General features: G+C 64.6%; 4 protein-coding genes and 1 pseudogene. 4 read left to right on the top strand and 1 reads right to left on the bottom strand.

Annotated features, from left to right (window positions below; translation table 11 throughout):
- From J0I64_RS06715 to J0I64_RS06700, 4 genes and pseudogenes are all read left to right on the top strand, one after another.
- Positions 1 to 206 (top strand): annotated as a pseudogene (locus tag J0I64_RS06715) (macrolide ABC transporter permease/ATP-binding protein MacB); the annotation flags it as partial.
- Between the two features lie 364 nt (positions 207 to 570).
- Positions 571 to 2439: an autotransporter assembly complex family protein gene (locus J0I64_RS06710; RefSeq protein WP_291406826.1), complete on the top strand. Its 1869-nt coding sequence runs from the start codon at positions 571 to 573 to the stop codon at positions 2437 to 2439.
- Positions 2439 to 6770, top strand: coding sequence for a translocation/assembly module TamB domain-containing protein (locus tag J0I64_RS06705; protein WP_291406825.1), 4332 nt, complete (start codon positions 2439 to 2441; stop codon positions 6768 to 6770). The genes J0I64_RS06710 and J0I64_RS06705 overlap by 1 nt, the downstream gene beginning before the upstream one ends.
- Positions 6770 to 7375 (top strand): class I SAM-dependent methyltransferase, encoded by a 606-nt coding sequence (locus tag J0I64_RS06700; RefSeq protein ID WP_291406824.1) that lies wholly within the window; start codon positions 6770 to 6772, stop codon positions 7373 to 7375. The genes J0I64_RS06705 and J0I64_RS06700 overlap by 1 nt, the downstream gene beginning before the upstream one ends.
- A gap of 77 nt (positions 7376 to 7452) precedes the next feature.
- On the opposite strand, the gene J0I64_RS06695 is transcribed toward J0I64_RS06700, so the two are convergent.
- Positions 7453 to 8522 (bottom strand): bifunctional metallophosphatase/5'-nucleotidase (locus J0I64_RS06695; protein WP_291406823.1); only part of this gene is annotated, 1070 nt, incomplete at its 5' end.

Genomic DNA, 8522 nt, shown 5'->3' with positions numbered 1-8522 from the left:
TTGTGGGCGGCGCCGCCGGGGTGGGGTTGAGCTTTGCCTTGGGGCAGGGGCTGCTGGTGCTCGTCTCGGGCGCGCGGCTGGTCTATTCGCCAGAATCGATCGTGCTCGCCATCGTCTCAGCAAGCCTCATCGGCATCATCTTCGGCTTCATGCCGGCCCGCTCCGCATCGCGACTTGATCCGGTCGACGCGCTGGCCAGAGAGTAGGTTTTTCGCCCTTACCGGCCGAAATGCACTGCGTCGTTCCCGCGAAAGCGAGAATCTGGGCCTCGGTTCCGATTCTCGTTTTCGCACGATCGTCAGGCCCGCCGTCCTTGGGGGGGGCGAAAAACCGTTGCCCATCCGCCACGTATTTTGCCCCAATCTCATCACTTTAGGCCCTTGCGCTTGCCCGATGTGACGACCCCGCCCTAAACTTGCCATCAAGTCGACGCCCTGTGGGCAGGCGGGGGGAGGGTTAACTCAATCTTTCCAGGCGCCATGGTATTGTGGCTTTGACCATCTGGTTGAAGCGTAACGGTCGGGAACTGGTTCACTGCAAAGCGCGCGTTGGGTATCGAGTATTGGCGCCTTGTGCATCGCCGCGGCCTCTTTGGCTGCGGTGGCCCCTGCGCATGGGTTTGAACTTTTCGGCTTCAAGTTCTTCGAGGACGAGACCCAGGACCAGGTGATCATTGATCCCCAGGCCTACAAGGTCACGTTCACCTCGAGCGAAAGCGGCGCTGTCGAAAACGCCGCCCGCAATGCCTCGTCGCTGATCAAGGATGAGAACGAGCCGGCCTCCGGCGCTGCCGGGCTGATTGCCAAGGCGCGCGGCGACTATCGGCGCATCATCGCGGCCCTCTATAATGAAGGCCATTATGGCGCAGCCGTCAGCATCCGCATCGGCGGGGCCGAGGCCGCCAATCTGGCGCCGGACGTAAAGCTGCCCGATCCGGTCGATGTGACCATTGCCGTCACTGCCGGCCCGCTTTTCACCTTCAACAATGTCGCCATCGTCAACCAGGCGCCGGCCACGACCGACCCGGATGATGAGGTCGATCTGCCGGTCATGCGCGGTTATGGCCGCGGGCAGGTGGCGCGGTCTTCGGTGATCTTGACGGCCGAGCAGCTGGCCGTGCAGGCCTGGCAACAGCAGGGCTATGCCAAGGCCGAAATCGTCAAGCGCGACGTGGTTGCCGACCACGCGACCAACACGGTCGATGTGACCATCACCGTCAATCCCGGCCGTCTCGCCGCCTTCGGGGACATCACTGTCAGCGGCGCAGAGGCGATGAATCCGGATTTCGTGCGCCAGCAGACCGGCCTTGTCGTTGGTCAGGAATATGACCCCGACGACCTGACGCGAGCGCAGAAGCGTCTTGACCGGCTTGAAGTGTTCCGCGCGGCCCGCTTCCAGGCGGCGCAGGATATTTCGCCCGATGGGCTTCTGCCCTATCAGCTCGTGGTCGAGGAACTGCCGGGCCGCCGTTTTGGCGCGGGTGCGACCTATTCGACCATCGACGGCCTGGGCCTTGAAGGCTTCCATCTTTGGCGCAACCTTTTCGGCCAGGCCGAACGGCTGCGGCTCGATGCACGCGTCGCCAGCATTGCCTGGCCGATCGACACGGCGCAGTTCGACTATATGTTCGGCGGCACCTTCACCAAGCCGGGCTTTCTGACGCCCGACACCGATCTGGTTGCCGCCGTTGCGGCCGAACGCACGATCTACCCGACCTATACCGAAACCTCGGCGCAGGGCCGTCTCGGTCTCACGCATTACTTCTCCGACGAGATCACCGCCGAGGGCGGCGTGGTCTATGAGCGTGCGCGCTTTGACGACGTGTTCGGTACGCGCGACTTCTCGACGCTCGGCGTCTATGCTGGCGTGATCTATGACGGGCGCGACAGCACCGTCGATCCCACCGAAGGCTTTTATCTCGCCGGCAATGCCGAGCCCTATTACGACTTCTCCTTTGCCAAGATGGGCCTGCGCCTGACCGCCGAGGGCCGTACCTATTTCGGCTTTGCCGAGGACGACATGTTCGTCATCGCCGGCCGGGTCAAGGCAGGCGCATTGCTCGGTCCGTCGCTGAGCGAGATCGCGCCGGACAAGCTGTTCTTTGCCGGCGGCGGCGGCTCGGTGCGCGGCTATGCCCACAAGTCCATCGGCGTCGATGACGGCAAGGGCGGGGTGACCGGCGGGCGCTATCTGCTCGAAGCGTCGCTTGAAGCGCGGGCCAAGGTGACCAATGACATCGGCATCGTCGGCTTCGTCGATGGCGGCTATGTCGCGGCCGATACCTTCCCCAGCCTTGACGAGCTGCGGCTCGGCGTGGGCGCCGGCATTCGCTACTACACCGGTCTCGGTCCGCTGCGGCTCGACATCGCCGTGCCGCTCAACAAGCGGGCAGGGGATCCTGACTACGCCATCTACGCCGGTATCGGGCAGGCTTTCTGATGACGATTTTGCCCCAAAAATACCGCCGCTTCGCATTGGCGACGCTGGTTGTCGTGCCGGCTATCGGCGTTCCCGTCGCACTCTTTGCGCAGGATAATTCCGATGAGGCCCAGAAGGACTGGCTGACCGGTTTCGTCGAAGGCCAGCTCTCGACGCCCGAGCGGCAAATCCGCCTCTCCAATATCGATGGCGCGCTGGGTTCGGATGTGTCGATCCGCGAGATCACCATTGCGGACCAGGAAGGCGTCTGGCTGCGCGTGAACAATGCCAGCCTCAACTGGAGCCAGGCCGCGCTCTTTACCGGCCGGCTGCAGGTGAATTCGCTCAAGGCGGATTCCATCGAATATATCCGCAACGCCATTCCAGCCGAGGGAACCGTCGACCTGCCGTCGCCGGAGGCCTCAGGCTTCTCGGTGCCGGAATTCCCCGTCGCCATCGACCTCGGCGAGCTCTCCGTTCCCAAGGTGACCTTTGGTGCGGGCGTCTTCGGGCTTGGTTCGGAAGTTTCGCTCGCGGGCAATCTCAAGCTCGAAGGCGGCAATCTCAATACAGCGCTCGATATCGTGCGCCTCGATGGCCCGGGTGGCACGCTCAATCTCGATGTGGCCTATGTCCATGAGACCAACGAGATCGACCTGAAGCTTGATCTCAGCGAGCCCGAGAACGGCGTGCTGGCGAATCTGCTCAATGTCGAAGGGCGTCCGGCCATGCAGCTGACGCTGGCCGGCAAGGGGCCGGTGGCGGATCTGCGCGCCGACCTGACCCTGCTTGCCAATGGCCAGACGGCGCTTGCCGGTGTGTCGACCATCAACCAGACGGCAGACGGCTTTGCCATCGATGCCAATCTTGGTGGACCGCTTTCGACGCTGATGGCGGAAACCTATCGGCCCTTCTTCGGCGCCGACACGCGGCTGACGGTCGATGCGCTGGTGCGCAGCGCCGGCGGCGTCGATGTCGACGCCTTCACGCTCAGTGGCGGCCAGCTGGCGCTCGACGCCAAGGCCAGCACCACGGCGGATAATTTCCTGTCGCGCCTTGAGCTGAAAGCGTCCATCGCCGATCCGGCCGGTGGTCCCGTAACTTTGCCGGCGCCCGGCGCACCGCAGCTTCAGGCCGCGCAGTTCACCGTGGATTTCGGCAGCGAAGGCTCCGAGAACTGGCGCGCTGATCTCGGCATCGACAAGCTTGTTACCGGCGATTTCGCGGCCAACCGCGTTGGCCTCGGCATCTCCGGCGTTGCGAGCAACCTTTCCGATCCTGCCAAGCGCATGGTCACCTTCAATGGCGACGGCACCGTTTCGGGCATTACCGGCGACGAAGCGGTGGAAGCCGCACTCGGCGATAGCGTCGGGCTTGGCCTTGCCGGGCTCTGGAATGCCGGCCAGCCGATCGAGCTCGCGCAGTTGCGCGTCGTCGGCGAAGCGCTGACCGCCGCCCTTTCCGGCACCATCGATGGCGGTGGTTTCCGCGGGCGCATCGGCGTCCAGACCGACAATATCGCGCCTTTCTCCGGCCTCGCTGATCGCGAGCTGACGGGCGGTCTTTCGCTCGACGCCGAGGGCAATGTGGCCTTTGTTGGCGGTGGTTTCGACCTGACCTTTGAAGGTTCGGGCCGCAACCTGACCATCGACGATGAAACCGCCGACGCGCTGCTCGCCGGCGAGGTCGACCTTTCCGGTCGTCTGGCGCGTACTCAGGCCGGCATCGTCGCCGATAATTTCGCCGTGACCAATCCGCAGGTGCAGTTCACCGCCGATGGCGTCTACGGCACCAGCGAAGCCAATTTCGCCATTGGGCTCGACCTCTCGGACCTCGGTCTTCTGACCGATCAGGCCTCGGGCGCGCTCAAGGTGCGGGGCACGGCCAAATCGGCAAGCGCCGATGCGCCTGTCGATCTCGTGCTCGACGCCAATGTCGCCAGTGGCAATCTCGTCGGCCGGAGCCTCCGCGATGCGCAGGTGGGCCTCGATCTCTCGCTCTTCGAAGGCCGCCTCAGCGGCACCGTTGATGGCGCCGCCATGCTCGACGGGAATCGCGCGACGCTCGCATCCAAGATCGTCGCGGACAGTGCGCAGCAGGCGCTCAATGATCTCGCGTTCGAAATCGCGGGTACGCGCGTGTTCGGCTCGGTCGGTCGCGCCGTCGATACGCAATTGCTGACAGGCCGCCTCGATGTGGTGGCGCCCGACGTGTCGCTCGCCGCCGCGCTGCTCCTTACCGAGGCCTCCGGCGGGCTCAATGCCGCGCTGGTGCTGTCGCCGGCCGATGGCGTGCAGCAGGCGGGCCTCACGGCCAATGCCACCAATCTCCGGGTCAACGACATCGCCGTTGGCAAGGCTGAAATCAGCGCCACGGCGGTCGATTTGTTTGGCGTACCAGCGCTCAATGGCACTGTCGCCGCGAGCAAGGTGGTTGCCGCCGGAACGACCGTGAACACGCTCAATGCGCGGGCGAGCCAGAGCGGCAATACGACGAGTTTTGATGCGCAGGCAGACCTGAGCACCGGGACCAGCGTTGACGTCGCCGGTGGTCTCGCACCTGTCGATGGCGGCTATCGCCTGGCGCTCGATCGCGCCAATCTCAACCAGGGCAGCATTGCGGCGCGCCTGACCAATCCCGCCACCCTGCTGGTGCAGGGCGATAGCGTGTCGCTTGACGCGCTGCGCTTCGATGTCGGCTCGGGCAGCATCACGGCATCGGGCACGGCGGGACAGACGCTGGCGCTCAACGTCAGCATCGCCGCCCTGCCGCTCTCGATCGCCAATGCCATCGTGCCGAGCCTTGATCTTGCTGGCACGCTCGACGGCAAGGCGGTCATTTCCGGCTCTTCGTCCGATCCGCAGGTGCGGTTCGATGCACGGGGCAGCGGCATCAATGCGGCTGCTATCCAGCCCTTCGGCATTGCGCCCATATCAGCCACGGTTTCCGGCACTTATGCCGGCAACACGGTTGCGCTCGGTAGCGTCTCGGCCAATGGCGCTGGCGGGCTCAATGTCACTGGCTCGGGCCGCGTGCCGCTGGCGGGCAATGGCCTTTCGGTCAAACTCTCCGGTTCCGCGCCGCTGACGCTGGCCAATCGTTTCCTCGTCGAGCGTGGTGGCCAGCTTTCGGGGACGGCGAGCTTCAATGCCGACGTTACGGGCAGCATCGCATCGCCGCAGTTCGGCGGTTCGGTTTCGACGAGCGATGCCGGCTATATCGACCCCGAGCTCAACCTGCGCCTGACGGGCATTACCGGCCGCGCTTGGCTTGCCGGCACCACGGCGAGCATCGAGAGCCTGTCGGCCAATCTTGCGACTGGGGGCAGTGTTTCGGCCTCGGGCACCGTCGGCATTTCGGGGCAGTTCCCGGCCGATCTGCGGGTTGCGCTCAACTCGGCGCGCTATTCAGATGGCGAAATTTTCCTCGCGACGGTTTCCGGCGGGCTGACGCTGACCGGCAATCTTACCGGCACGCCGCTGCTGGCGGGTACGCTCAATATCGAGAGCGCCAATATCACCGTGCCGGAAGGTTTCGGTGGCGGCGCACCGATGATCGATGTGACCCATGTTTCAACGCCTGCCGATGTGAAGCAGACGCTGCAGCGGGCGCGCATCGATGCGGCGGGCGCTCCCGTGCCGCAGACGCGTTCCTCGGGCCTGCTGCTCGATGTCACCGTCAATGCGCCCAACCAGATCTTCATTCGCGGTCGTGGCCTTGATGCCGAGGTTGGTGGTTCGGTGCGCCTTGCGGGCCCGCTGAGCAATGTGCAGCCGGTCGGCGCCTTCGCGCTCGAACGGGGTCGTCTCTCGGTCCTCGGCCAGCGCCTCGATTTCGAGACCGGCACCGTGACCCTGATGGGCGACCTCGATCCGCAGCTCAATTTCGTTGCCCGCACCCAAGGCGATGGCATCACCGTCTTCGTGACCATTGCCGGTCGGGCCTCGGCGCCGGAGGTGACCTTTACCTCCAATCCGAGCCTGCCGCAGGATGAAGTCCTCAGCCGCCTGATCTTCAAGCGCTCGATGGGCGAATTGACCCCACTCCAGCTGGCCCAGCTTGCCGGCGCGGCCGCCGAACTGGTTGGTGGTGGCGGGGGTGGTCTCGTCGATGGGCTGCGCGGTGCGGCGGGTCTTGCAGATCTCGACGTGGTCACCGACGCGCAGGGCAATGTCGGCGTGCAGGCGGGCACCTATTTGCAGGACAATGTCTATCTGGGCGTCACCGCCGGGGCCAATGGTCAGTCCAAGGTTACCATCAACCTCGATGTGACCGACGACCTGGTGGTGCGCGGTAGCGCCGGGCAGGACGGAAACTCCAGCATCGGCGTGTTCTACGAACAGGATTACTGATGAGCTTTTGGGACGATCGCTATAGCCGGGACGAGTATGTGTTCGGCGAGGCGCCCAATGCTTTTCTCGCGTCCCAAGCCGCTCATTTACCGTCCAGCGGCAAGGCCCTCGCCATTGCCGATGGCGAGGGGCGAAATGGCGTGTGGCTGGCGGAGCAGGGGCTGGACGTCCTCTCTGTCGACGCGTCGCCCGTCGGGCTCGAAAAGGCGCAGCGGCTGGCCGAGAAGCGTGGCGTGCCGCTGGAAACGCGACTGCTCGACATTTCCGCCTATGACTGGCCCGCCGAGAGCTTTGATGTCGTTGCTGGCATCTTCTTCCAGTTTGCCGGCCCCGATCTGCGCGATGCGATCTTTGCCGGGATCATCCGGACGCTCAGGCCGGGCGGGGTGCTGATCCTGCAGGGCTATGGACCGCGGCAGCTTGAATATCGCACCGGCGGGCCGGGCATTCTCGAAAATCTCTATACCGAAGCGCTCTTGGCGGAGAAGTTTTCCGCGCTCGAAATCTTGCACCTTGGCGACCACGACAGCGCCGTTGCCGAAGGTTCGGCTCATGTCGGCATGTCGCATCTGGTCGATCTGGTAGCGCGCAAGCGGGGCCAGTAGGCCCCACGCAGCGTCATTTCCATCCCTTCACCTCCCCCCTTGATGGGGGAGGCCGGGAGGGGGGGCAGTTGCAGAACCTACTTCAGCGCTGCAACTACCAGCGCCTTGATCCCCACTTCGGGACCGGGCGTGAACACCAGGTCTTCGCGTCCGAAATAGGACTTCTGGTTGGTCGCTGACCAATCGTTGGTGACGAGGCGATAGACGTCCTTGGTCGGCAGGCCCGTCGGAGCGGCGTAGAGGAAGTCGCCGGTGCGCTGTTCCAGCGTCTGGGCGTCGTCCTGGTTCACTACCGCGAGGATTTCGGCGAGCGTCGCAGCATCCACTTCGGCGACCACGAGCTTACCGTCGAAGCGTACGATCGAGTCGAAGGCATACTTGCTGACATCGCCCTGCGGCAGGCCGTTGCCCAGGGTCGTGTGGCCGATGAAGCCGATATCGCCTTCGCCGGCCTTGGCCATGCTTTCCGCGACAAAGCGGCCAGTCTGGCCAAGCGTCATGGCGGCAGGGCTGGTGCCGATGGCGGCCAGTTCTTCCTCGGTCAGGTGTTCGGCGAGCGTGTCGCGGATCAGGGCTGCGAGCTCTGCGTTGGCGGCGGCATCAGCAGCGACGCGGGACTGCGCGACCGACATCGACTTATCGGCAGCAACGGCAACGATCGTATAGGTGCTGCTCCACGAGCCGGTGTGGACGTAGCGGGTCTTGCCCTCGTCATGGGTGAAGGTCAGGTGGTCATGGCCACCGATCAGCAGCGTGCCATCGGCGAGGAGCGGCAGGATGGCGCGGTCGGCGACAACGCCGGCATGGCTGAGGACGACCGGCAACGCATCGCCATCGAGAAGACCCGCGAGGTTTTCCGTGGCCCAGGCGGCGGGCTCCGGAATGGTGAGCGCTTCGCGTGTCGCCTTGGGATAGGTGTTGAGCTTGTCGGTCGCAATGCCGACCACGCGCACCGGCAGGTCGCCCAGCGTCAGGTCGGCCGTGGTGTTGGTGTAGAGGTCGCCGGTGCGGGTATCGGTGATGTTGCTGACGACGGTGATGCCGATTTCCTGGGCCTGGGCGATGACATTGGCCAGGTCCGGATCGAGATCGGGTTCGTGATTGCCGATATTGAGGACGGTCGGCGCCAGGGCCGCGAGGGCTTCGA

This window comes from Devosia sp., assembly GCF_017307565.1.
In the GTDB taxonomy this organism is placed as follows: Bacteria; Pseudomonadota; Alphaproteobacteria; order Rhizobiales; family Devosiaceae; genus Devosia.
This window is presented reverse-complemented; position numbering and strand designations above follow the sequence as displayed.